At 72.7% G+C, this 22794-nt stretch carries 19 protein-coding genes; 4 read left to right on the top strand and 15 right to left on the bottom strand.

Annotation, left to right across the window (positions count from 1 at the left end; genetic code table 11):
• Positions 1-12 precede the first annotated feature (12 nt).
• The 7 genes from ACFWP2_RS20730 to ACFWP2_RS20700 all read right to left on the bottom strand — a co-directional run bounded on the left by ACFWP2_RS20730 (position 13) and on the right by ACFWP2_RS20700 (position 8442).
• Positions 13-843 (bottom strand): shikimate dehydrogenase, encoded by an 831-nt coding sequence (locus tag ACFWP2_RS20730; protein ID WP_380453354.1) that lies wholly within the window; start codon positions 841-843, stop codon positions 13-15.
• 34 nt (positions 844-877) lie between these two features.
• Entirely contained in the window at positions 878-2773 is a 1896-nt protein-coding gene (gene mltG, locus ACFWP2_RS20725; protein ID WP_380453352.1) for an endolytic transglycosylase MltG, read from the bottom strand.
• 208 nt (positions 2774-2981) lie between these two features.
• Complete coding sequence (gene mltG, locus ACFWP2_RS20720; RefSeq protein WP_380453350.1) at positions 2982-4250, bottom strand: endolytic transglycosylase MltG; 1269 nt, start codon at positions 4248-4250, stop codon at positions 2982-2984.
• Between the two features lie 137 nt (positions 4251-4387).
• The gene (gene ruvX / locus ACFWP2_RS20715) at positions 4388-4867 is read right to left on the bottom strand and encodes a Holliday junction resolvase RuvX (protein ID WP_380453348.1); all 480 of its coding nucleotides are present in this window, start codon (positions 4865-4867) and stop codon (positions 4388-4390) included.
• Positions 4867-7536: an alanine--tRNA ligase gene (gene alaS / locus ACFWP2_RS20710; protein ID WP_380453346.1), complete on the bottom strand. Its 2670-nt coding sequence runs from the start codon at positions 7534-7536 to the stop codon at positions 4867-4869. Before alaS ends, ruvX begins: the two co-directional genes overlap by 1 nt.
• Entirely contained in the window at positions 7536-7958 is a 423-nt protein-coding gene (locus tag ACFWP2_RS20705; RefSeq protein ID WP_380453344.1) for a DUF6167 family protein, read from the bottom strand. The genes alaS and ACFWP2_RS20705 overlap by 1 nt, the downstream gene beginning before the upstream one ends.
• A gap of 4 nt (positions 7959-7962) precedes the next feature.
• Positions 7963-8442 carry a DUF948 domain-containing protein gene (locus tag ACFWP2_RS20700; RefSeq protein ID WP_380453342.1) on the bottom strand — a complete coding sequence of 160 codons (480 nt, stop codon included), beginning with the start codon at positions 8440-8442 and terminating at the stop codon, positions 7963-7965.
• A 221-nt stretch (positions 8443-8663) separates the two neighbouring features.
• On the opposite strand from ACFWP2_RS20700, the gene ACFWP2_RS20695 reads away from it, so the two are divergent.
• Together ACFWP2_RS20695 and ACFWP2_RS20690 are read left to right on the top strand one after the other, a co-directional pair.
• Entirely contained in the window at positions 8664-10916 is a 2253-nt protein-coding gene (locus ACFWP2_RS20695; RefSeq protein ID WP_380453340.1) for an ATP-binding protein, read from the top strand.
• 49 nt (positions 10917-10965) lie between these two features.
• On the top strand, positions 10966-11292 hold the full coding sequence (locus ACFWP2_RS20690) for a tetratricopeptide repeat protein (RefSeq protein ID WP_380453338.1): 327 nt from the start codon (positions 10966-10968) through the stop codon (positions 11290-11292).
• Positions 11293-11389: 97 nt separating this feature from the next.
• On the opposite strand, the gene rpsD is transcribed toward ACFWP2_RS20690, so the two are convergent.
• The 8 genes from rpsD to ACFWP2_RS20650 all read right to left on the bottom strand — a co-directional run bounded on the left by rpsD (position 11390) and on the right by ACFWP2_RS20650 (position 20074).
• Positions 11390-12004: a 30S ribosomal protein S4 gene (gene rpsD / locus ACFWP2_RS20685; RefSeq protein WP_196952100.1), complete on the bottom strand. Its 615-nt coding sequence runs from the start codon at positions 12002-12004 to the stop codon at positions 11390-11392.
• A 310-nt stretch (positions 12005-12314) separates the two neighbouring features.
• Complete coding sequence (locus ACFWP2_RS20680) at positions 12315-13772, bottom strand: replication-associated recombination protein A (protein ID WP_380453335.1); 1458 nt, start codon at positions 13770-13772, stop codon at positions 12315-12317.
• 126 nt (positions 13773-13898) lie between these two features.
• Positions 13899-14513, bottom strand: coding sequence for a hypothetical protein (locus ACFWP2_RS20675; protein ID WP_380453333.1), 615 nt, complete (start codon positions 14511-14513; stop codon positions 13899-13901).
• Positions 14514-14714: 201 nt separating this feature from the next.
• Complete coding sequence (ppk2, locus tag ACFWP2_RS20670; protein WP_380453331.1) at positions 14715-15533, bottom strand: polyphosphate kinase 2; 819 nt, start codon at positions 15531-15533, stop codon at positions 14715-14717.
• 169 nt (positions 15534-15702) lie between these two features.
• On the bottom strand, positions 15703-16209 hold the full coding sequence (locus ACFWP2_RS20665; RefSeq protein WP_380453329.1) for a GNAT family N-acetyltransferase: 507 nt from the start codon (positions 16207-16209) through the stop codon (positions 15703-15705).
• A gap of 96 nt (positions 16210-16305) precedes the next feature.
• Positions 16306-18096 carry an aspartate--tRNA ligase gene (aspS, locus tag ACFWP2_RS20660; protein WP_380453327.1) on the bottom strand — a complete coding sequence of 597 codons (1791 nt, stop codon included), beginning with the start codon at positions 18094-18096 and terminating at the stop codon, positions 16306-16308.
• Positions 18093-19355: a histidine--tRNA ligase gene (gene hisS / locus ACFWP2_RS20655; RefSeq protein ID WP_380453325.1), complete on the bottom strand. Its 1263-nt coding sequence runs from the start codon at positions 19353-19355 to the stop codon at positions 18093-18095. The genes aspS and hisS overlap by 4 nt, the downstream gene beginning before the upstream one ends.
• Positions 19356-19366: 11 nt before the next feature.
• Positions 19367-20074, bottom strand: coding sequence for an MBL fold metallo-hydrolase (locus ACFWP2_RS20650; protein ID WP_380453323.1), 708 nt, complete (start codon positions 20072-20074; stop codon positions 19367-19369).
• A 250-nt stretch (positions 20075-20324) separates the two neighbouring features.
• Here ACFWP2_RS20650 and ACFWP2_RS20645 point away from each other — a divergent pair, with 250 nt between their 5' ends.
• Positions 20325-21164, top strand: coding sequence for a peptidylprolyl isomerase (locus ACFWP2_RS20645; protein WP_380453321.1), 840 nt, complete (start codon positions 20325-20327; stop codon positions 21162-21164).
• Positions 21165-21429: 265 nt separating this feature from the next.
• Positions 21430-22659: a DUF349 domain-containing protein gene (locus ACFWP2_RS20640; protein ID WP_380453319.1), complete on the top strand. Its 1230-nt coding sequence runs from the start codon at positions 21430-21432 to the stop codon at positions 22657-22659.
• Positions 22660-22794 lie beyond the last annotated feature (135 nt).

Raw genomic sequence — 22794 nt, 5'->3', positions numbered from 1 at the left:
CGGTGCCGGGGCTCAGCGCCCGGCGAGCGCCTTCTCCCCCGCCTCGCGCATCGCCGCCAGCGGCCCGGGCCGCTGCCCGGTGAAGGCCTCGCTCTGCAGCACCGCCTGGTGCACCAGCAGGTCCAGCCCGCCCAGGACGGTCGCCCCCCGCCCGGCGCAGGCGGCGGCCAGCGCCGTCGGCCACGGGTGGTACAGCACGTCGAACAGCGCGCCCGGCTCGGCGGGCAGCGCGTCGGCGAAGACGTCGGTCGCGCCGACCGGCGTGGTGGAGACGGTCAGCGGCCGGGCCAGCGCCTCGGCGCCCCGCGCCCAGTCGGCGGTGCGGACGGCCACGCCCAGCCGCTCGCCCAGCTCGTGCATCTCCCGGGCCCGCTCGGCGCTGCGCACGAAGACCGTCACCTCGCCGGTGCAGATCCGGGCGAGCGCGGCCAGCGCCGAGGAGGCGGTGGCCCCGGCCCCCAGGACGGCCGCCTCGGGCACCTCGGCGATCCCGCGCTCGCGCAGCGCGTTGACCAGCCCGGGCACGTCGGTGTTGTCCCCGGTGCGCCGGCCGTCGGCGGTGAACACCACGGTGTTCACCGCGTCCACCGCGCGGGCCGTCGCGCTGACCTCGTCGAGCAGCGGGAGGACCGCCCGCTTCAGCGGCATGGTCAGCGACAGCCCGGCCCACTCGGCCTCGTCCAGCGCGGCGACGAACCCGGGCAGCCCGGCCTCGTCGACCTCGAAGCGGTCGTAGCGCCAGCCGTCCAGCCCGAGCGCCGCGAAGGCGGCGCGGTGCAGGTCCGGCGAGAGCGAATGGGCGATCGGCGAGCCGAGTACGGCCGCACGGTGCTTGCTGGTCAACGCTGCCTCTCCGCGAACTGTCCTGCGGCCGTGGTCACTTCTTGGTGGTGCAGTGGCCGCGCACCTCGTCGAAGTTCTGCCCGGCCGACTGGCAGTACTCCTTGACGTTGGCGTAGTGCTCCTTGCTCGTCTCGGCGAACCGGGTGTTGGTCGGGGACATCGCGATGAAGTACAGCCACTTGCCGTCCGCCGGGTGCAGCACCGCGGTGAGCGCGTCGTCGCCCGGGTTGGAGATCGGCCCGGGCGGCAGGCCCGGGTTGATGTAGGTGTTGTACTTGTTGGACGCGTCGTCCATGTCCTTCTTGTCGAGGTCCTTGCGGTTCAGCGAGTACTGGAGGGTGGTGTCCATGCCGAGCCGGTGGTTGATCTCGCCGCCGGCCGCCAGCCGGTTCTGGATGGTCTTCGCCATCTTGGCGAAGTCCTCCTTGTTGTTGCCCTCGCGCTGGAGGATGCTCGCCTCGATGAGCACCTCGTAGCCGGTCTTCAGCCCCACCGAGGCGGCCTGGGCGTCCAGGCCGGCGTACTTCTCGGTGGCGTTCTTCACCATCTGCTTGAGCAGGTCCTCGGGCTTCATGCCGTCGGCGATGTTGTAGCGGGTCGGCCAGAGGAAGCCCTCGATGTTGCCGTTCGCGTACGGCGGCAGGCCGAGGTCGTTGACCTGGGCCTTGGCGACGCCCGCCGTGGTGCCCGGCTGCAGCTTCAGCTTGGTGTCGACGAGGGCGTAGATCTCGGTGGAGTTCTTGCCCTCCGGGACCACGATCGCCGCGCCGCCCGCCTGTTCGAGCAGCTCCTTGAGCGCGGCGGCGGCCGGCATCTCCTTCTTCAGCCCGTAGTAGCCGTACTGGATGGTGCCGCACTTGGGCTCGGCGTTGCAGGCCTTGGTGAACGCGTCGACACTCTTGACCACGCCGGCGTCCTTCAGGGCCTTGCCGATCTGGCCGCCGACCGCGCCCTTCTTGATCTCCACCTGGACGGGGGCGCTGCCCTCGCCGGTGAAGTCCGGCGGCGGGCCGAAGTGGCTCTGGTAGAAGCCGTAGCCCCACCAGCCGGCCCCGCCCATGGCGCCGAGCAGCACCAGGGCGACCAGCAGGCAGGCGCCGCCGTTGCGGCGGCCCGACTTCTTGCCCTTCTCCTTGCGCTTCTTCTGGGCCTCGCGGGAGTCGTCCTGCTCCCCGAGGAAGCCGGCCTCCCCCGCCTCGGCGTGCTCGTCGAGGTAGCCGTCGTCCTCGTGGCGGACGTCCTCGTGGCCGTCCCACTCGTCCGTCCCGCCCTCGCGCGCGGCGCCGACCGGGTCGGTGCCGGCCTCCAGCGCGGCCGCCTCGGCCTCCCAGTCGATCCCGTCCGGGCCGGGGCCGGAGGCGGGCGCGGGCGCCGGGGCCGGCTGCTGCGGCCGGGCCTGCTGCTGGGGTGCCTGCGGCTGGGCCGGCTGCTGGGGTGCCTGCTGCTGCGGGTAGCCCTGCTGCTGCATCGACGTCTGCTGCTGGGCGTGCTGCGGCGCGTGCTGCTGGGGCATCTGCTGCTGCCCGTACCCCTGCTGCATCGGCTGCTGCGGCTGCGCGTACCCCTGCTGGGGGTAGCCCTGCTGCGGCATCTGCTGCGGGTAGCCCTGCTGACCGCCCGGGTAGCCCTGCTGCTGCATCGACGCCTGCTGCGGCGTGTGCTGCTGGGCGTGCTGCTGGGGCATCTGCTGCTGCGGGTAGCCCTGCTGCGCCATCATCTGCTGCTGCATCTGCGGCGCCGCCGACTGCTGCGCGTACCCCTGCTGCACGTCCCCGTACGGCTGCTGCGGGGCCGCCTGGCCCTGCTGCGGGTACTGCTGCTGCCACTGGCCGTCGTGCTGGCCGGGGACCGGTTGCCGGCCGTCGTACCCGGGATCACCGGGGTGCCACGGCTCGCCCTGGGGGCCGTAGCCCCCACCCAGATCGGTCATCGATCCCCTTAACCGACGGTGACGACCGGAGGATCGAACCGGCCGCCCGGGACGGCGTCGTCCCGGCTGATTCTCGAACCGGCGTGCTAGCGCAGCGCCTGGAGGGAGACGTTACCGTACCGCAGCCTTACCCCCGCCCGGGCGGACGCACCGTCAGTGAGCGATCTCACCGTCGGCACACGACACCGTTACGGCGCCCCCGACACCGTCACGGCGTCCCCGCACCGGGGCCGGAAGGCGCACCGGCCCCGCCCGCGGCCCCCGGACCGGAGGCCGCCGGGGAAGCCGGGCCGGTGGCCGGGGCGCTCGGCTTGGCCGCCGCCCGGTTGGCGTTGAACTCGGCCACGTTGCGTTGCTGCACGTCGAAGCTGTCGGTGAAGCGGGTGTCCCCCGGTTTCACGGTGACGAAGTACAGCCAGTCCCCCGGGGTCGGGTCCAGCGCCGCCAGGATCGCCTGCCGCCCGGGGTTGGAGATCGGGCCCGGCGGCAGCCCGGCGTGCAGGTAGGTGTTGTACGGGGAGTCCAGCCTGGTGTCGGTCACCGAGGTGTTCAGGGTGGACCGGCCGAGCGCGTAGTTGATGGTGGAGTCCAGTTGCAGGGGCATGCCCTTGGCCAGCCGGTTGTAGATCACCCGGGCCACCTTGCCCATGTCCTCGGTGTTGTCGGCCTCGCCCTGGACCATGGAGGCCACGGTGATCAGCCCGTACACGCTCTGCCCGAGGTTCTGCGCGACCACGGCGGCGTCGTCCCGGCCGAACTCCTTGCCGGCCCGGTCCACCATCTGCTTCAGCAGGTCGAAGGCGGTGGTGGCGTCGGTGACGCTGTACGTCGCCGGGAACAGGTAGCCCTCCGGGCTGCCGTTGGTGAACTCGGGCAGGCCGAGCTCGGCGCCCTGCTCCTGGGCGGTCTTCTGGGCGGTGCCCGCGGGCAGGTTCAGCTTCCGGTCGATGGCCGCGTAGATCTGGTAGCCGCGCCAGCCCTCGGGGATGGTCAGGCCGTTGGCGTTGGCCGGGTCGATCAGGATGGCGAGCGCCGCCGCGGCCGACATCTTCTGCTTCAGCGTGTACGTCCCGGGCTGGATCCGTCCGGCCGCCGCGGCGCTGCCCTTCGCGGCCCGGGTGAAGGCGAGCGAGCTGGCCACCACCCCGTTGCGGACCAGCGCGGAGGCGATCTGGGACAGGCCCGCGCCCTCCGGGACCGAGACCTGCACGCTGCCGGTGCCCTGCCCGGCGAAGTCGGCGGCGGCCGGGGGCCTGCGCTGCGCCTGGAACCAGGTGTAGCCGGTCAGCCCGATCCCGCCGAAGACCGCGATCAGCGCGAGCGCGGTGAGCCCGCAGGCCAGTCCGTTGCGCCGTCGGTGCGGATCCGGCGCATCGAAGCGCGGACGGGGCGCGCCCGGCGGACGGCCCTCCGGTTCGAGCACCGGCGCGCCCAGATGGCCGGGCGTGAGCCCCGGATAGAAGTCCTGGTCGGTCATGGCTCGCGCCCCCTCGGCGGTCCCAGATCGATCCGGATCGACATGAATCGATCCAAAACGGATACGGAAGCGAACGAAAAGGGGTCCGTGCGGACGCGTCCGCACGGACCCCTCAACGGGACGTTAGATCAGACCGGTCAACCGGCCGCCTCGACGCTCTCACCGGGCGGGCGTCCGCTCACCCGTTCGGACTCAAGGGCGGTCTGGAGGATCACCACCGCGGCGGCCTGGTCCACCACCGAGCGGCCCTTCTTCGCCTTGACCCCCGAGGCACGCAGCCCGTGGGTCGCGGTGACGGTCGACATCCGCTCGTCCACCAGCCGCACCGGCACCGGGTAGAGCCGGTCGGCCAGCCGGGCCGCGTACGCCCGGACCTTCTCCGCCGCCGGGCCCTCCTTGCCGCTGAGCGAGCGCGGCAGCCCGACGATCACCTCCATCGCGCCGTACTCGTCGACGATGGCGGCGATCCTGGCCTGCGACTTCACCCCGGCCGGGACGGTCTCCACGGGCGTGGCGAGCACCCCGTCGGGGTCGCAGGACGCGACCCCGATCCGGGCGTCCCCGACGTCGACGGCGATCCGCCGCCCACGCCGGAAGGGCCTCTCCTCCTGCTCCATCAGCTGGCGCGCTCCGCGACCAGGCCGCGCACCGCGGCGATGGCCTCGCCGACCGCGGCCGGGTTGGAGCCGCCGCCCTGGGCGACGTCGTCCTTGCCGCCACCGCCGCCGCCGAGGGTCTTGGCGGCGGTCCGGACCAGCTCGCCGGCCTTGATGCCACGGCCGCGGGCGTCCTCGTTGGTGGCGATCACGGTCAGCGGACGGTCGTTCGCCACGGTGAAGGCGGCGACCACGGCCGGGCGCGAGCCCAGGCGGCCGCGCACGTCCAGGACCAGCTTGCGCAGCTCGTCCGCGCCCACACCGTCGGCGACCTGCGCGGCGACCACGGCGATGCCGTGCACGTCCTCGGCCGAGTCGGCCAGGCCCGCCGCGGCGGCCAGCACCTTCTCGGCGCGGAAGCGCTCGATCTCCTTCTCGGCGTCCTTGAGCTTGGCGAGCATGCCCGAGATCTTCTCCGGCAGCTCCTCCGGGCGGCCCTTGACCAGCTCGGTGAGCTGGGAGACCACGGTGTGCTCGCGGGCCAGGAAGCGGTACGCGTCGGAGCCGACCAGCGCCTCCACGCGGCGCACGCCGGAGCCGATCGAGGACTCGCCGAGCAGCTTCACCAGGCCCAGCTGGGCCGTGTTGCCGACGTGGGTGCCACCGCACAGCTCCTTGGAGAAGTCGCCGATGGTGACGACCCGGACCTCGTCGCCGTACTTCTCGCCGAACATCGCGATGGCGCCGGCCTTGCGGGCCTGGTCCATCGTCATGACCTCGGCGGTGACCTCCAGCTCGCGGCCCAGCACGTCGTTGATCTTCTGCTCGACGTCGACCAGCACGCTGCCGGGAACGGCGGCGGGCGAGCCGAAGTCGAAGCGGAAGCGGCCGGGGGCGTTCTCGGAGCCGGCCTGGGCGGCCGTCGGGCCGAGCGCGTCGCGCAGCGCCTGGTGGGTCAGGTGGGTGGCCGAGTGGGCGCGGGCGATCGCCCGGCGGCGCTCGATGTCGATCGTGGCGTACGCCGAGGCGCCCAGCACGACCTCGCCGAACAGCACCCCGCCGGAGTGCACGATGACGCCCGGGACGGGCTGCTGCACGTCGCGGATCTCCACCACCGCGCCGGACTCCAGCCGGATCCGGCCCTGGTCGGCGAGCTGGCCGCCGCCCTCGGCGTAGAACGGGGTGCGGTCGAGGATGATCTCGACCTCGTCGCCCTCGGAGGCGGCCGGCGACGGAACGCCGTCCACCAGCAGGCCGACCACGGTGGCCTCGCCCTCGGTCAGGGCGTAGCCGGTGAAGACGCTGGCGCCGGACTTGTCGGCGACCTCGCGGTACGCGGCGACGTCGGCGTGGCCCATCTTCTTGGCCTTGGCGTCCGCCTTGGCGCGGTCGCGCTGCTCCTGCATCAGCCGGCGGAAGCCGGCCTCGTCCACCTGGAGGCCCTGCTCCTCGGCCATCTCCAGGGTGAGGTCGATCGGGAAGCCGTAGGTGTCGTGCAGCTTGAACGCCTGCTCGCCCGAGAGGACGGCGCCGCCGGCCTGCTTGGTCTCGGTGACCGCGACGTCCAGCAGGTTGGTGCCCGCCTTCAGCGTCTGCAGGAAGGCCACCTCCTCGCCGACGACGACCGTCTCGATGCGCTTGCGGTCGGACTCCAGCTCCGGGTACTGCGGGGCCATCGCCTTGATGGCGACGTCGATCAGCTCCTTGGCCACCGGCTCGGTGGCGCCCAGCAGGCGCATGTTGCGGATGGCGCGGCGCAGGATGCGGCGCAGCACGTAGCCGCGGCCCTCGTTGCCGGGGGTCACGCCGTCGCCGACGAGCATCAGCGCGGTGCGGATGTGGTCGGTGACCACGCGCAGCGAGACGTCCGACTTGTGGTCGGCGCCGTAGGTGTGGCCCGTCAGCTCGGCGGCGCGGTCGAGGATCATCCGGCTGGTGTCGATCTCGAAGAGGTTGTCGACGTCCTGCAGGATGGCGGCCAGGCGCTCCAGCCCGAGGCCGGTGTCGATGTTCTTGCTCGGCAGGTCGCCGAGGATCTCGAAGCCGTCCTTCCCGTCGCCGTGGCCGCGCTCGTACTGCATGAAGACCAGGTTCCAGATCTCCAGGTAGCGCTCGCCGTTGACGGCCGGGCCGCCCTCCTCGCCGTACGCGGGGCCGCGGTCGTAGTTGATCTCCGAGCACGGGCCGCACGGGCCGGGGACGCCCATCGACCAGAAGTTGTCCTTCATGCCCAGGCGCTGGATGCGCTCCGAGGGCACGCCGATGACGTCACGCCAGATCTGCTCGGCCTCGTCGTCGTCCTTGTAGACGGTGATCCAGAGCTTCTCCTTCTCCAGGCCGTAGCCACCGTCCGCGACGGGCGTGGTGAGCAGCTCCCACGCGAACTTGATGGCTCCTTCCTTGAAGTAGTCGCCGAAGGAGAAGTTGCCGCACATCTGGAAGAAGGAGCCGTGCCGGGTGGTCTTCCCGACCTCCTCGATGTCCAGGGTGCGCACGCACTTCTGGACGCTGGTGGCGCGCGAGAACTGCGGCTTGACCTCGCCCAGGAAGTAGGGCTTGAACGGCACCATGCCGGCGTTGACGAGCAGCAGGGTGGGGTCGTCGGCGACCAGGGACGCCGACGGAACGACGGTGTGGCCGCGCTCCTCGAAGAAGCGCAGCCAGCGGCGGCGGATCTCAGCCGACTCCATTAGTGGTCCTTCCGGTTCGGGGTGCCGCCCCGCGGCGGCAGGGCACGGCGGGGCGTTTCTTCAGTGGTCTGGGGGGTGGTACGGGAGCTGCGGGACGGGGGCAGGGCGGCGGCCGGGCTACCGGGCGCCGCCGAGATAGCTCGGTACTGCGGCTCGCCGCGCAGGACGCGGCGGGCACCGCGGGGCTCCGCCACGGCGGTGCCGTGCAGCCCGAGGTCGTCCTTCAGCTGCTCCTCGCGCTCGGCCATGCCGGCCCGTACGTCCTGGGCGAACTGCTTGGCCAGGTCGCCCAGGTGCAGCGCACCGCGGGCCGCGGTGCCGGAGAGGCTCTCGGGGGTGAGCCGCTGCGCCGCCTCGTTGGCCTTCTTCATGGCCCAGACGGTGGCGCCGGCGCCGACCGCCATCCAGAAGATGCGTGCCATGCCGTCAGCCCCTCACCGCGCGCCGGACCCGGGAGAACAGGCCGCTCCTGGGCGCGGTCGCGGCGCGCACCTCGGCCCGGATCAGCCGGGCCAGCTCCTCGCGCTCGCCGGCCTGCGCCGGCACCGGCGGCGGACCGCCCTGCTGCCGGGCGACGGCCTTGCGCACGCCGTAGCTGAACGCCGCGACCTTCACCAGCGGTCCGCCCAGGGTGGCGGCCACGGTGGAGGAGAGCGCGTTGGCGTTGGCGGCGGCGTCCTGCACGTTGGCGGTGATCTCGTCCACCCGCTCCAGCTGCTCGTTGGCGCTGCGCACCGCGGCGCCCGCGTCGGTCAGCAGCGGAACGGCCTGTTCGGTGACCGCGGAGACCAGGACCGCGGCTTCCTTGAGCACCCGGGAGAGGCGGACCAGCACCACGGCGAGCAGGGTGACCAGGACCGCCCAGAACACGGCGACGAGCAATCCGGCCAGCTCTCCCACGGACACCTTTGCGCGCTCCCTCGCCTTGCAGTTCTTCGAAGGGAACCCTATCGCGCCCGGGCTCCGTTTCCGGACCGGGTTCTTTCCCCGGCGATCCGGTCGGGTGTGCGATCCGCGCGCGTAACCTACCGATCGGTCACCTCGTTCTGCCTGGCAGGCCGTCGCCCGTACGGCCCGACGCACGTCCGGACCTCGACCGGTCCGGCCTGGAGCACGGGGAGCAGCCTTTGGCCGGGGACTGGAGAGCGCGACCCGGGGGGCCCGCGGCCGGGCCGCACGAGCCGCGGCCGCACGAGCCGGGGCCCGGCCGGCTGCCGGCCGAGCTGACCGGCTTCGTCGGGCGGCAGGAGGAGCTGGCCGCCCTGGCCGCGCTGCTGTCCTCGGCCCGGCTGGTGACCGTCACCGGGCCGGGCGGCGTGGGCAAGAGCCGGCTGGCCCTGCGCGCCGCGGCCCGGGCGGCCGGCGCCTTCCCGGACGGCACGTGGCTGGTGGACGTGGCCCCGGTGCAGGACCGGCTGCTGCTCGGCCACGCCGTCCTGGAGGCGCTGCACCTCACCGACGACACCGCCCGTCCGCCGCTGGACGTCCTGACCGAGCGGCTGGCGGGGCGGCGCCCGCTGCTGGTGCTGGACGGCTGCGAGCACCTGGTGGAGGCGTGCGCCGAGCTGGCCGACGCGCTGCTGCGGGCGCTCCCCGGCCTGCGGCTGCTGACCACCAGCCGCACCGCGCTGCGGGCCTCCGGCGAGCACCTGCTGCCGCTCGCGCCGCTGCCGGTCGGCCCGGTGCGGCCGGGCGCGCTGCCGCAAGCGCTGCCGGACGCGCTGCCGGACGCGGTACGGCTGTTCGCCGAGCGGGCCCGGGCGGTGCTTCCCTCCTTCGCGGTGACGGAGGCCAACGCGGAGGCGGTCGCGCTGCTCTGCCGCCGGCTGGACGGCATCCCGCTGGCCCTGGAACTGGCCGCCGGCCGGCTCCGCGCGCTGTCGGTGGAGCAGGTCACCGCCCGGCTGGACGACCGCTTCCGGCTGCTCACCGGCGGCTCCCGGACGGCTCTGCCCAGGCACCAGACGCTGCGCACCACGATCGGCTGGAGCCATGAGCTGTGCACCGTGCAGGAACGTTTACTCTGGGCCCGCCTGTCGGTCTTCGCCGGCGGTTTCGACCTGGAGGCCGCCGAGTACGTCTGCGCCGGCGAGGGCATCGAGGCCGAGGAGGTCCTCGACCTGCTCGACGAGCTGGTCGCCAAGTCCGTGGTGCTGAGCGAGGACAGCTCCTTCGGCGTGCGCTTCCGGCTGCTGGACACCCTGAGCGAGTACGGCGGTCAGTGGCTGCGCGCCGCCGGCGAGGAGCCGCGGCTGCTGCGCCGCCACCGGGACTGGTACCTGGGCGTCGCCGCCTGGGGCGAGGTCGAGTGGTTCGGCCCCCGGCAGGCGGAGACCGCCGAGCGCACCGCGCTCGCCCACGCCGACCTGCGCGCGGCGCTGGAGTTCTGCCTCTCCGAGCCCGGCGAGGAACAGGTCGCCCTGCTGCTGGCCGGCACGCTCTGGTTCTACTGGATCGGCTGCGGCCACCTCGGCGAGGGCCGGCACTGGCTGGACCGCGCGCTCGCGCTGGACCGCGAACCCACCGAGGCCCGGGCCAAGGCCCTCTGGGTGACCGGCTACACGGCCACCCTCCAGGGCGACCTCGGCTTCGCCCGCCCGGCCCTGGAGGAGTGCCGCCGGCAGGCCCTGGACACCGGCGACGACCGCGCGCTGGCCTACGCCGTCCACCGCCAGGGCTGCGTCGCCCTGGTCGGCGACGACCCCGACCGGGCCGCCGAACTGTTCGAGGAGGCGCTCTGGCACTACCGGACCATCGGCGAGCTCAACAGCAACGTGGTGATGGCCATGCTGGAGCTGGGCCTGGCCCACCTCTTCCAGGGCGACCTGGACAGCGGCGAGCTCTGGTTCGGCCAGGCCCGCGAGCTGTGCGAGGAGCACGGCGAGCAGTGGGCCTACGGGTACGTGCTCTACGCGATGGCGTACTCGCACTGGCTGGACGGCGCCGTGCAGCCCGCCCGGGCGCTGGCCCGGGAGTGCGTGCGGCTGAACCACCTCTTCCGCGACCTGCTCGGCATCGTGCTGGGCATCGACCTGCTGGCGCTGCTGGAGACCGAGCCGAGCAGACCGGGCCGGCCGGGCGACCTGCGCGAGGCCCGGGTGCTGCAGGGGGCCGCGCACCGGATCTGGCGCACGGTCGGCAACCCGTTCCTGGGCTCGCGGAACTTCTTCGGCCCGCACCGGGAGTGCTCCGAGCGGGCCCGGGCCGGGCTGACCACCCGGGAGTACGAGGAGTGCTACGAGGCCGGCGCCCGGCTGGACCTGGACGCGGCGGTCACCAGGGCGCTCGGCGGCGGGGGCTCGACGGAGGGCCCGGAACCGGCGCCGGGCCCCCGCGCGGCGCCGCCCGCGCCGGCCTCCTCGCGGGTGCGGAATAGTTGAAACTTGCCGATTGCTTGAGGAGGCAAGGAACTGCCCGGAAGGAAATACGATGGCCCTCTACAACACCGCCGACGAGTACCGCATGGCGAAGTTCTACTTCGACTCCAAGGCGTACACCGACGCCGCCCGCACGCTCGAAGGCGTGCTGGCCGAGGAGCCGACCAACCTCTCCGTCCGGATGCTGCTGGCCCGCAGCTACTTCCACTCGGCCCAGCTCCGCCGCGCCGAGGCCGAACTGCTGCGGATCCTGGAGGCCGACCCGGCCGAGGACTACGCCCGGCTGATGCTCGGCCGCACCCTGGAGCGCCAGGGCCGCGCCGAGGAGGCCCGCCCGCACCTGCGGCTGGCCGCCGCGATGACCGGCGAGAGCGTCTGACGGCGGCGCACGGCGACACCGGGGAAGAACGGGACGAGCCCCCGCCGCCTCGAAAGGCGACGGGGGCTCGCTGGTGTTCGCGAAGAGCGAAGCCGGGTCAGCGCGAGTAGTACTCGACGACCAGCTGCTCGTCACAGATCACCGGGACCTCCTTGCGCTGCGGCGCACGGTCCAGGCGGAAGGCCAGGGCCTTCAGGTTGACCTCGAGGTACTTCGGGGTCTGGCCCTCACCCGCGTAGCCACCCTCACGGGCGACCTGGAAGGGGACCTTCTCCTTGGAGCGCTCGCGGACGGTCACCACGAAGCCCGGCTTCATCTGGAACGACGGCTTGTTGACCTTGCCACCGTTGACCTCGATGTGGCCGTGGACGACCATCTGGCGGGCCTGGTAGATGGTGCGGGCGATGCCCGAACGCAGCACCAGCGAGTCCAGACGGGTCTCCAGCTCGGCGACGAGCGCCTCACCGGTCTTGCCCTCGGCCTTCTTCGCGCGGTCGAACGCACGCGACAGCTGCTTCTCGCTCAGGTCGTACTGGGCGCGAAGACGCTGCTTCTCGAGCAGACGGACCTTGTAGTCCGAGTTCTGCTTGCGGCCACGGCCGTGCTGGCCGGGCGGGTACGGGCGGGCCTCGAAGTACTTGACGGACTTCGGGGTCAGCGGCACACCGAGCGCGCGCGCGATCTTGACCTTGGGACGCTTCTGGTTCGCCATGAACCAAACCTTCCTTGCTTACGAATACGGCTTCACCAGGTGTTGACGGAGGTCGCATGTCGCGACCCGGAGAAAACCCCGCCGCCTGCGCGATGGGATCAGCCGCTCTCCGGAGCCGGGCACGAGATGTGCTGGTCACACGAAGGGCCCGGAAGCCGGGCCGTCCGCGACACCGAAACGGTGCGCGACGCTCCTGGTGCGGGCCTCCCGGGGGAGGCCTACCGCCGATGCCCCGCTGGTGCGGCCGGTCGGTGGGGTCTCCCCCGCCGCCGTCCCGGGACATGGCACTCCGATCGAGTATAGCCGTCGATCAGTCGGCTTCTTCCCCGGGCTTCCGGTCGGGCTTCGAGTCGGGCTTGCGGTCGGCCTTCGGGTCCGGCTTCGGGTCGGGCTTGCGGTCGGCCTGCTTCTCGCTCCTGCGCTCCCCCCGCAGCCGCCCGCGCGTCCACTCCACCACGTCCGCGTACCGGGCCTCGCCGCCGCGCCTGGTCGGCTGGTAGTACTCCCGGCCGTGCACGGCGTCCGGCGCGTACTGCTGGGTGGCGATGCCCTCCGGCAGGTCGTGCGGGTACTGGTAGCCCTTGCCGTGGCCGAGCTTGCCCGCGCCGCCGTAGTGCGCGTCCCGCAGGTGGGACGGGACGGCGCCCGCCAGGCCCTGCCGGACGTCCGCCAGCGCCGCGTCGATCGCCAGGTAGGCGGCGTTGGACTTGGGCGCCAGGGCCAGTGCGATGGCCGCCTGGGAGAGGATGATCCGGGCCTCCGGGAAGCCGATCAGGGCCACCGCCTGGGCCGCCGCCACCGCCGTCTGCAGGGCCGTCGGGTCGGCCAGGCCGACGTCCTCGCTGGCCGAGATCATCAGCCGGCGGGCGATGAACCGCGGGTCCTCCCCCGCCTCGATCATCCGGGCCAGGTAGTGCAGGGTGGCGTCCACGTCGCTGCCGCGGATCGACTTGATCAGCGCGCTCGCCACGTCGTAGTGCTGGTCGCCGTCCTTGTCGTAGCGCACCGCCGCCTGGTTGACCGCCGTCTCGGTGGTGGCCAGCGTGATGCTCGACTCGCCCTTCTCCAGCGCCGCCCCGGCCGCCGCCTCCAGGGTGGTGAGCGCCCGCCGGGCGTCCCCGCCGGCCAGCCGCACCAGGTGGTCCTCGGCCTCCGCGGACAGCTCCAGCGCGCCCTCCAGGCCGCGCTCGTCGGCCACCGCGCGGCGCAGCAGCGCCCGGATGTCCTCGTCGGTCAGCGACTCCAGGGTGAGCAGCAGCGAGCGGGACAGCAGCGGGGAGATCACCGAGAAGTACGGGTTCTCCGTCGTCGCCGCGATCAGGGTGACCCAGCGGTTCTCCACGGCCGGCAGCAGCGAGTCCTGCTGGGCCTTGGAGAAGCGGTGGATCTCGTCCAGGAAGAGCACCGTCTCGCGGCCGGACATCCCGACCGCCCGCCGGGCGCCGTCGATCACCGCCCGGACCTCCTTGACCCCGGCGGTGATCGCGGACAGCTCGACGAAGCGGCCCTCGACCGCCTGGCTGATCACGTGCGCCAGGGTGGTCTTGCCGGTGCCGGGCGGCCCCCAGAGGATCACCGAGCTGGTCGCCGCCGGGCCGCGCGAGCCCGCGACCAGCCGGCGCAGCGGCGAGCCGGGCTTCAGCAGCTGCCGCTGCCCGGCCACCTCGTCCAGGGTGCGCGGACGCATCCGTACGGCCAGGGGCGCCCGGCCGGGCTCCCTGGCCTGGCGTTCCTCGGCTGCGGCGGTGAAGAGGTCCGGTTCGTCCACACCGGAAGCCTATGCGAGGCGTCGGACAGCCCGTTCCTCGGCGGGCGGCCACGGCCGCGCGGCGGCGGGGCGCACGGCGGCCGGGGCGCGACGGCGGCCGGGGCGCCCGGCTCCCGCGGCTCGCGGCTACCTCGGCGGGCGCCGGTCCAGCTGGACGACGTCGAACTCCTCCAGCGACCGCACCGACACGCCGGCCGCCGCGGTGACCCTGGCCCGCGCCTCGGCCTGCGCGGTGCGGGAGGCCGCGGAGGTGGCCTGGTCCCGGAAGATCGTCCCCACCGAGGCCCGGCCCCGGTCCCGCTGGATCAGCAGGGCGCCGCCCACGAAGCCGTCCATCCGCTCCAGGTTGGGCAGGGCCTGCTCCCGGAACAGCTCGACCAGCCGGTCGGCCGAGGCGGGGTCGAAGTCGGCCCGGACCAGCCGGAACCGGGCCCCCGGCCCACCCTCGCCGGGCGGTGCGAAGACCGCCGCCTCCCAGACGTCGACGGCCGCCGTGCCGGCGAACGGGGTCAGCAGCTCGCCGCGCCGCGCGCCCAGCTTCGCGTCGCTGTCGCGCTCGGCCTGGGCGGTGTCCCACCACGAGCCCATGGTGAAGACCCCCAGCTCGCGGTTGGCGAAGAGCCCGTAGCCCCGGTATCCGGGCTCGGCGGAGAGCAGGCCGACGGCCTCCGCGACGAAGCCGTCGAGGGTTCGGCCGAGGCGGGCCGGGTCGCCGGTGAAGTAGCCGGTGCGCACGTACATGGGCGGGTCTCCTGACGTCCGGCGGGCGCCGGGTCGGGCGCCCGCGCCGGGGTGGCACGTCCATCGCACGGCCCGGTCCGGACGGCGGCAACGCCACGCGTCCGTTCGGACGACCCGCCGAGGCTCCGCCCCGCTGTCCGGCCCGACGGCCCGAGAGCCCGAGAGCCCGACGGCCCGTCGGCCCGTCGGCCCGTCGACCGGCTAGCCGAGCCCGGCAGCGTGGTCCGGGACGAACTTCTGCAGGTCGCGCGGGGACCGCTGGTAGCCGCTCGACGCTGGGCGGGGCGGCAGCTTGATCTGCGGCACCTTGATCTCCTGGTAGGGCACCGTGCTCAGCAGGTGGGCGATCATGTTGATCCGGGCCCGGCGCTTGTCGTCGCTCTCCACCACGTGCCAGGGCGAGTCCGGGATGTCGGTGTGGAGGAACATCTCGTCCTTGGCCCTCGAGTAGTCCTCCCAGCGGGTGATCGACTCGACGTCCATCGGGGAGAGCTTCCAGCGCTTCATCGGGTCCTCCAACCGGCCCCGGAAGCGCCGCTCCTGCTCGGTGTCGCTCACCGAGAACCAGTACTTGCGCAGCAGGATGCCCGACTCGATCAGCATCCGCTCGAAGGTCGGGCACTGGTGCAGGAACTGCCAGTACTCCTCGTCGGTGCAGAAGCCCATCACGCGCTCGACGCCCGCGCGGTTGTACCAGCTGCGGTCGAACAGCACGATCTCCCCGGCGGCCGGCAGGTGCTCGACGTACCGCTGGAAGTACCACTGGGTCTTCTGCCGTTCGGTCGGCGTGGGCAGTGCCGCGACCCGGGCGATGCGCGGGTTCAGGTACTCCGTCACCCGCTGGATCGCTCCGCCCTTCCCCGCGGCGTCGCGCCCCTCGAAGACCACCACCAGCCGGGCGCCCTCGACCCGCACCCACTCCTGGAGCTTCACCAGCTCCTGCTGGAGCCGCAGCAGCTCCCGCTCGTACGGCTTCCTGGCCAGTTTCTCCGGTTGCCTGGTCCGCTGCTGCTCGGCCACCCTCGGGTCCTCCGTTCGGTCGAATGCTGATGAGCACTCACCGTAGGCGCCGGGGGCCGGATCCGCAGGTCGGCGGGGCCGTGGCGACCGGGCCGGTCTCGTGGACCGGCCCCGGGAGAGGCGCCCGAGGGGGAGGCACTCGGGGTACTCGGGGTACTCGGGGTACCGACTAGACGGAGACGAAGGGCTCGGGGTAGCGGCAGAGCCCGCGCGGGGCACCGTCGTACGCCGCCAGCGGCAGCGCCTGGAAGTACTCCTCCGGCACCTCGAACGGGCCGGTGACCTCGTGCCGCCCGGCCGGCGCGAAGCCGAACCGGCCGTAGTACTCCGGATCGCCGAGGACGACCACGAGCTTCTCGCCCGCCTCCTCGGCCGCCGCCAGCGCGGCCCGGACGACCAGCTCGCCGACGCCCCGGCGCTGCCACTCGGGCGCCACCGCGACCGGCGCGAGCGCCAGCCCTCTGCCGTCGCCGACCCGCAGCCGGGTCAGCAGCGCGTGGCCGATCACCAGCCCGGCCCCGTCGACCGCCACCACGGACAGCCCGGGCAGCCAGGCGGGATCGCGGCGCAGCGCGTCCACCAGGTCGGCCTCGTCCGGGCCGGGGAACGCGGCCATGTGGACGCGTCTGGTCGCCGGGGCATCGTCCGGACATTCGACCCTGGTTGTGACCTTCATTGAGTCAACCCTCCCTGTGTCACACATCGTTGTGGACCGGCCCCGGACGGCGGGTGAGCCGTCCGGGGCCGTTGCAGGTTAGCGGATGACGCGACGTCAGGACTTGGGCTGAGCCTCGCCCTTGGCGTCCTCGCGGACCTTCGGCTGGGCGTCCACGCCGGCCTCGCGGCGCTGTGCCGGGGTGATCGGGGTCGGGGCGCCGGTCAGCGGGTCGCCACCGGTGGACGTCTTCGGGAAGGCGATGACGTCCCGGATGGTGTCGTACCCGCCCAGCAGCGTGACGATGCGGTCCAGGCCGAAGGCGACACCACCGTGCGGCGGCGGGCCGTAGTTGAAGGCGTCCAGCAGGAAGCCGAACTGCGAGGCCGCCTCCTCCTCGGAGAGGCCGATCGCGTCGAACGCCCGCTTCTGCACGTCGCGCTGGTGGATACGGATCGAACCGCCGCCCAGCTCCGAGCCGTTGAGGACCAGGTCGTAGGCGTTGGACAGGGCCGAGCCCGGGTCGGTGTCGAAGGTGGCCAGCGACTCCGCGGTCGGGGCGGTGAACGGGTGGTGCACCGCGTGCCAGCCCTGGAACTGGCCCTTGTCGTCCTCGATCGGCTCGAACATCGGGAAGTCGACGACCCAGAGGAAGGCCCACTTCGACTCGTCGATCAGCTCGCAGCGGCGGCCGATCTCCAGGCGGGCGGCGCCGAGCAGCTCCTGCGAGGCGCGCTCCTTGCCGGCAGCGAAGAAGACCGCGTCGCCGTTCTTGGCGCCGGCGGCGGCGGCGAGGCCGGCCAGGTGCTCCTCGGAGAGGTTCTTGGCGACCGGGCCGCGCAGCTCGCCGGTCTCGGCGTCGATGAGGACGTAGGCGAGGCCCTTGGCGCCGCGCGCCTTGGCCCAGTCCTGCCAGGCGTCCAGCTGCTTGCGCGGCTGCGAGGCGCCGCCGGGCATGACCACGGCACCGACGTACGGGGCCTGGAAGACGCGGAACTCGGTGCCCTTGAAGTACTCGGTCAGGTCGGTGAGCTCCTGGCCGAAGCGGACGTCCGGCTTGTCCGAGCCGTAGCGGCCCATGGCGTCCGCGTAGGTCATCCGCGGCAGCGGGTTCGGGATCTCGTAGCCGTGGACCTCGCGCCAGACGGCGCCGATGATCTTCTCGCCGAGGGCCAGGATGTCCTCCTGGTCGACGAACGAGGCCTCGATGTCCAGCTGGGTGAACTCCGGCTGGCGGTCGGCGCGGAAGTCCTCGTCGCGGAAGCAGCGGGCGATCTGGTAGTAGCGCTCCATGCCGGCCACCATCAGCAGCTGCTTGAACAGCTGGGGCGACTGCGGCAGGGCGTACCAGTGGCCGGGCTGGAGGCGGACCGGGACCAGGAAGTCGCGGGCGCCCTCGGGGGTGGAGCGGGTGAGGTACGGCGTCTCGATGTCGAGGTAGTCGTTCTCCTCCATCACCCGGCGGATGATGTTGTTGACCTTGGAGCGCAGGCGCAGGCCCTTGGCCGGGCCCTCGCGGCGCAGGTCCAGGTAGCGGTAGCGCAGCCGGACCTCCTCGTTGACCGTGCCCGGCTCGTACTCGGCGACCGGGAAGGGCAGCGGGGCGGCCTCGGAGAGCACCTCGATCTCGCTGACGACGACCTCGACCGCGCCGGTCGGGATGTCCGGGTTCTCGTTGCCCTCGGGGCGGACCCGGACGTCGCCGACGACCTTGACGCAGTACTCGGCGCGAAGGCCGTGCACCGAGTCGAGGTCGCGGACCACGATCTGCACGGTGCCGGAGGCGTCGCGCAGGTCGATGAAGGCGACGCCGCCGTGGTCGCGGCGGCGGGCGACCCAGCCGGCCAGGGTGACGGTGGTGCCTGCGTGCTCCGGGCGGAGCGTGCCCGCGTCGTGCGTGCGGATCACAGCTGCTTCTCCTTCAGGGTGGTGACGAGTGCGTCGAGGGCGACGGGGGTCTGCTCGCCGGTGCTCATGTCCTTGAGCTGGACGACGCCCTCGGCGAGGTCCCGGTCCCCGGCGATCAGGGCGAAGCGGGCGCCGGACCGGTCGGCGGACTTCATGGCGTTCTTGATGCTCTTGACGCCGAAGGCGAGGTCGGTGGCCACGCCGGCCCGGCGCAGCTCGACCACCTTGGCGAACAGGGTGTTCTTGGCCTCCTCGCCGAGCGCGACGGCGTAGACGGAGGTGGCGGCCGGCAGGTCGAGGTCCACGCCCTCGGCCTCCAGGGCCAGGTAGGTGCGGTCCACGCCGAGGGCCCAGCCGACGGACGGCAGCGCGGGGCCGCCGATCATCTCGGACAGGCCGTCGTAACGGCCGCCGCCACCGATCGCGGACTGGGCGCCGAGGCCGTTGTGCACGAACTCGAAGGTGGTGCGGGTGTAGTAGTCCAGGCCGCGGACCAGCTTGGGGTCGTCGACGAAGGCGACACCGTTGGCGGTGAGCAGCTCGCGGACCTTCTCGTCGTACGCCTTGCACTCCTCGCAGAGGAAGTCGCGCAGCATCGGGGCGTCGGTGAGCTGGGCCTGCACCGCCTCGCGCTTGTCGTCCAGGACGCGCAGCGGGTTGATCTCGGCGCGGCGGCGGGTGTCCTCGTCCAGGTCCAGGCCCGAGAGGAACTCGATCAGGGCGGCGCGGTAGACCGGGCGGCACTGCTTGTCGCCGAGGCTGTTGAGCAGCAGCGAGTAGTCGCTCAGGCCCAGCGAGCGGAAGGCGTCGTCGGCCAGGATGATCAGCTCGGCGTCCAGGGCCGGGTCCTCGGCGCCGATCGCCTCGGCACCGACCTGGGAGAACTGGCGGTAGCGGCCCTTCTGGGCGCGCTCGTAGCGGTAGTACGAGCCGGAGTACCAGAGCTTGACCGGCAGGTTGCCCTGCTTGTGCAGGTTGGCCTGGAGGGCGGCGCGCAGCACGGAGGCGGTGCCCTCGGGGCGCAGCGCCAGCTCGTCGCCGCCCTTGGTGGTGAGGGTGTACATCTCCTTGGAGACGATGTCGGTGGACTCGCCGACGCCGCGGGAGAACAGCTTCACGTCCTCGAAGACCGGGGTCTCGACGTAGCCGTAACCGGCCCGGCGGGCGGGCGCGGCGATGCGCTCGCGGATCGCCAGGAAGGTCGCGGAGCTGGGGGGCAGCAGGTCGTAGGTGCCCTTGGGGGCGGTGAAGGTGCTCAACTTCTCTTCCGTCACATTCCTCGTCGCGGGAAAGCCGGGGCGCCGGCCGCCCCCGCTGCCTGTCGGAGGTAGGGGTTGGTGGCGCGCTCGCGGCCGATGGTGGTCTGACCGCCGTGGCCGGAGAGGACCACGGTGGAGTCGTCGAGGGGCAGGCACACCCGGGCCAGCGAGTTCATGATCGCCTCGCTGTCCCCGCCCGGGAGGTCGGTACGCCCGATGGAGCCGGCGAACAGCAGGTCGCCCGAGAACAGCACCGGGGGGAGGTCCTCGGCACCGGGCGTCCGGAAGGTCACCGACCCCCCGGTATGGCCCGGGGCGTGGTCCACGGTGAGCTGCAGGCCGGCCAGCTCCAGCACGCTGCCGTCGGTGAGCTCGCGCACGTCGTCGGGTTCGCCGACGGTGAGCTCGCCCATCAGCTGGGTGCCCAGGGCGCGGCCGAGCGCCTTCTCCGGGTCGGACATCATGTACCGGTCCTCGGGGTGGATCCAGGCCGGGACGCCGCGGGCTCCGCAGACCGGGACCACCGAGGCCACGTGGTCGATGTGGCCGTGGGTGAGCAGCACGGCGACGGGCTTCAGCCGGTGCTCACGGACCAGTTCCTCGACGCCGCGGGCCGCCTGGTGGCCGGGATCGACGATGACGCACTCCTCACCCGCCGCCGGAGCGACCAGGTAGCAGTTGGTGCCCCAGGCTCCAGCGGGGAATCCGGCGATGAACACGCGCGTCCTTCGGGTGTGCGGCGGGCGGCTGCGGCGGCTACCAGTGGTGATCGCTGCCAGTGGTGATGTAGGTGCAGCCTACCGGCGCCCCGGGTCCGGTTGCGAACCAGATAGGGGTGACGGAGCGCCGCGGCCCGGCAGGTTCACCGGGTTCTTACAGGCCCGGTCCCTACACTTGGCCGCCGAGGGATGCGATGATCCGCTCCGGAATCCATCCACTTTTCCCGCACATCCGTAGGAGACACGGCCGGTGGTCAGCAGCGAACAGCGGCGGCGGCAGCTCGCCCGAGACAAGTACGAGCGCCAGTTGGAGCGCCGGGTCGCGGCCGAGGCCGCGCGCAGGCGGCGCAACACGATCCTGGGCACCTCGCTCGCCGTCGTGGTACTGGCCGGCGGTGGCACCCTGATCGCCACCGGCGCGTTCAGCTCGGACGACAAGGCCGACAAGAAGGCGAACAGCGCCCAGGCCGCTCCGACCAGCACGGAGGAGCCGAGCACCCCGACCCGCAAGCCGGTCGAGGGCTGCGCCGCCCCGGCGCCGGGCGCGCCCAACGGCAAGCAGTGGCAGGCCGAGCCGGCCATGGCGATCGACGCGGGCGGCTCGTACGCCATGACGCTGGACAGCAACTGCGGCAAGGTGACGGTCGCGCTGGACGCGGCCAAGGCCCCGCACACGGTGAACTCCTTCGCCTTCCTGGCCGGCGAGAAGTACTTCGACCACACCAAGTGCCACCGCCTCACCACCGACGGCATCTTCGTGCTCCAGTGCGGCGACCCGACCGCCAGCGCGACCGTCCCGGGCGGCACCGGCGGCCCCGGCTACAAGTTCGCGGACGAGAACCTGGCCGGCGCGACCTACCCGGCCGGCACCGTGGCGATGGCCAACTCCGGCCCGGGCACCAACGGCAGCCAGTTCTTCCTGGTCTACAAGGACACCAAGCTGCCGCCGAACTACACCCCCTTCGGCAAGATCACCGACGGCCTGGACGTGGTGCAGAAGATCGCCGCCGCGGGCACCCTGGAGGGCTCGTCGGACGGCCACCCGATGGCCGACGTCACCTTCAACTCCGTTACGGTGGCCAAGGGTTGACCAATCCCGGGGCCCTGTGGGGGCGGCGTGCGCGCCACCCCCGCAGGGCCCCGGACCGAAATCGCCCGGCCCGGATGCGGACAGCACCGGTCCTGGTCGCCTATGTTGGCGTTGTATAGGGTGCCCGCACCCGCCTAGCCGTCACCCTCGGCAGCAAGGCACGGCGGACGGGGACGGCGGACTCTTTCGGTCCGTCGCACATCAACTGTGGACGACGGACGCGCGCCGCCCCGGCGCGGGCGCGACGTCATGTGGAGGACGCGCTATGAGCAGCGACCCGTGGGGCCGTGTGGACGAGCAGGGCACGGTCTACGTCAGGACGGCCGACGGCGAACGCGTCGTCGGTTCCTGGCAGGCCGGCTCGCCCGAGGAGGCCCTCGCCTACTTCGAGCGCAAGTACCAGGGCATCGAGGTGGAGATCGGCCTGCTGGAGAAGCGGGTGCGCACCACCGACCTGGCCGCCAAGGACGCCCTGACCGCGCTGGAGCACCTGCGCGCCCAGGTCGTCGAGGGGCACGCGGTCGGAGACCTGGAGGGCCTGGCCAAGCGGCTGGACACGCTCACCGGCGAGATCGAGAGCCGGCGCGAGGAGCGCAAGGCCGCTCGCGCCAAGGCCCAGGACGAGGCCCGCGCGGCCAAGGAGGCCCTGGTCTCCGAGGCCGAGCAGCTCGCCGAGTCCACCCAGTGGCGGGAGGCCGGGGACCGGCTGCGCGCCCTGGTGGACACCTGGAAGGGCCTGCCGCGGCTGGACCGCAAGAGCGACGACGAGCTGTGGCACCGCTTCTCGCACGCCCGCTCGGTCTTCTCCAAGCACCGCAAGGCGCACTTCGCCACCCTGGACGCCGAGCGCGAGAGGGCCCGGCAGACCAAGGAGGCGCTGGTCACCGAGGCCGAGGCGCTGTCCTCGTCCACGGAGTGGGGCAGCACCGCGGCCTCCTACCGCGACCTGATGGCGCGCTGGAAGGCCGCCGGCCGGGCCCAGCGGGACATCGAGGACGAGCTGTGGGCGCGGTTCCGCGGCGCCCAGGACGTCTTCTTCCAGGCCCGTTCCGCCGTGTTCAGCGAGCGGGACGCCGAGCAGGTGGAGAACCAGAAGCTCAAGGAGGCGCTGGCCGCCGAGGCCGAGGCGATCCTGCCGATCACCGACCTCAAGGCCGCCAAGGCCGCGCTGCGCGAGGTCAACGAGCGCTGGGAGGCCATCGGGCACGTGCCGCGCGAGATCCGTCCGAAGCTGGACGGCCGGCTGAACACGGTCGAGCGGGCCATCCGCGAGGCCGAGGAGGCCGAGTGGAAGCGCTCCAACCCGGAGGCCAAGGCCCGCGCGGCCGGCATGGTGGGCCTGTTCCAGGCGAAGGCCGACAAGCTCCAGGCCGACCTGGACAAGGCCCGCGCGGCCGGCAACGCCTCCAGGACCGCCAAGCTGGAGTCCGAGCTGGCCGGCGTGCAGACCCTGCTGGAGCAGGCGCACAGGAGCCAGGAGGAGTTCAGCGGCTGATCGCTCGGCGCGCTGGAACGACGAAGGCCCCCGGGATCGCTCTTGGGTTCAAGGGGTCGTCGCAACACCGCTTGGTTTCAGACGGTGAGTAGATCACGTAGACGCTCGGCTGGGGTATCCCAGCCGAGCGTCTTG

This window comes from Kitasatospora sp. NPDC058444 (assembly GCF_042721415.1).
Taxonomy (GTDB): Bacteria; Actinomycetota; Actinomycetes; order Streptomycetales; family Streptomycetaceae; genus Kitasatospora.
This window is presented reverse-complemented; position numbering and strand designations above follow the sequence as displayed.